This window comes from Thermoflavimicrobium dichotomicum (genome assembly GCF_900114055.1).
Classification (GTDB): domain Bacteria; phylum Bacillota; class Bacilli; order Thermoactinomycetales; family Thermoactinomycetaceae; genus Thermoflavimicrobium; species Thermoflavimicrobium dichotomicum.
Window position 1 is genome coordinate 1 of the sequence record NZ_FORR01000056.1, and the last position, 2,108, is coordinate 2,108.

The window sequence follows — 2,108 nt, forward strand, 5'->3', positions numbered from 1 at the left end:
CTGCAAGCCTACGAAAACAGTGAGTATCCATTTGAAGAGCTTGTGGAGAAGTTGGATGTCCAGCGTGACCTGAGTCGAAATCCGCTCTTTGATACCTTATTTGCCTGGCAGAATATGGAATCTGCTAACTTGAACATTCCGGGATTGATCCTGCGTCCTTATGAATGGACATGGAAAAATGCCAAGTTTGATCTCAGTTGGTATGGGATGGAGAGAGACACCCTTCACTTTACGGTGGAGTATAGTACGGCGCTCTTTAAACGGGAAACCATTGAACGGATGACGAAGCACTTTGCCTATATTTTGGCACAAGTGGCGGCAAATCCAGACCTGCTGCTAAGGGAGATTCAATTAGTAACCGAAGAAGAAAAAGTCCAGATATTCCAAGTCTTTAATGACACACAAGCAAACTATCCAAGTGAAAAAACGATTCATGCCTTATTTGAAGAGCAAGTAGAGAAAACACCAGATCAAATTGCAGTCGTGTGCGCAGGGGAATCGCTCACTTATCGGGAGTTGAATGAACGAGCCAATCAAGTGGCTCGTGTGTTGCGAAAACAGGGAGCGGGTCCAAAAAGCGTGGTGGGCTTACTCACTGATCGTTCGGTTGAGATGATGATTGGGATTCTCGGTATCTTAAAATCAGGTGCCGCTTATGTACCGATTGATCCGGATTATCCCGAAGAGCGCATCCTTTATATGTTAGAAGATAGTGGAGCGAAATGGTTGCTCGTTCAGAAATGGGAGATGCTTCCTGCTTCTTATGGAGGAAAAGCGCTGCTGTTAAAAGAGGTTCATGGAAATGATGAAGAAGTTAGCAATTTGGGGGAAGTCAGTCAATCCCATGATCTGGCGTATGTCATTTATACCTCTGGTTCCACAGGTAAGCCCAAAGGGGTAATGGTTGAGCATCGAAGTGTCGTACGTCTTTTGATCAATGATCGGAATCTCTATCACTTTACAGATCAAGATGTGTGGACACAATTCCATTCCTATTGCTTCGATGTATCGGTGTGGGAAATGCTTGGTGCCCTGCTGTATGGAGGAAAATTGGTTATCGTTCCAAAGCATGTTGCCCGAGACCCCAAACAATTTCGTGCTCTACTGAAGAAGGAGAAAGTGACCGTGTTGTGTCAAACCCCATCTGCCTTCACTCCTCTTTCTGACGAAGAAATGGAGCATGAAGCGAAGGATTTATCTGTTCACTCGATCATTTTTGTGGGCGAGGCTCTTTATCCGATGCAACTCAAGCCATGGAAAGCGAAGTACCCACACACGAAGTTCATTAATATGTATGGGCCGACGGAAACCTCCATCTATGCGACTTATAAGGAATTAACACCGGAGGATCTCGAGCTGAATATCAGTAACATTGGGCGTCCATTACCCACACTACAGGCGTATGTGCTCGATGTGAATCAACAGTTGCTGCCAGTTGGAGTGATTGGTGAACTTTACATTAGCGGTGATGGGGTCGCGCGAGGGTATTTGAATCGTCCGGAGTTAACCGCAGAACGGTTCGTAGAGAATCCTTTTGTTCCCGGTGAGCGGATGTACCGGACAGGGGATTTGGCTCGTTGGCTGCCGAATGGAGAGATTGAATATCTGGGAAGAGCTGATGAACAAGTTAAGATTCGTGGATTCCGAGTGGAGTTAGGCGAAATTAAAAGCAAATTGCTTGAACATCCACAAGTCAAAGAAGCGGCAGTCATCGCACGAAAAGAAGGTCATCGTCATGCTTCACTTTGTGCTTATCTTGTTATTGAAGGAGCATGGACGGTTTCAGAGATGCGACAACACTTGGCTCAATTCTTACCAGACCATATGCTTCCCTCTTATTTTGTCCAATTAGAAAAATTGCCTTTGACCCCCAATGGCAAACTGGATCGCCGAGCCTTGCCGGCACCAGAAAAGGTACAAACCGGAACCGGGTATGTGGCACCGACCAGTAAGAAGGAAAAAATCTTGGCGGACATTTGGCAAGAGGTCTTAAAAGTAGATCGGGTTGGAATCCATGACAATTTCTTTGAACTGGGTGGCGACTCGATTAAAGCGATCCAAATCGCGGCACGACTCCATCAGGAACAATTAAAGCTCAATATGAAGGA

1 protein-coding gene is annotated in these 2,108 nt (G+C 45.8%); it reads left to right on the top strand.

The features are described 5' to 3' along the window. Window positions 1-2,108: non-ribosomal peptide synthetase (locus BMZ78_RS18270; protein ID WP_139203373.1), on the top strand; the 2,108-nt coding region annotated here is incomplete at both ends.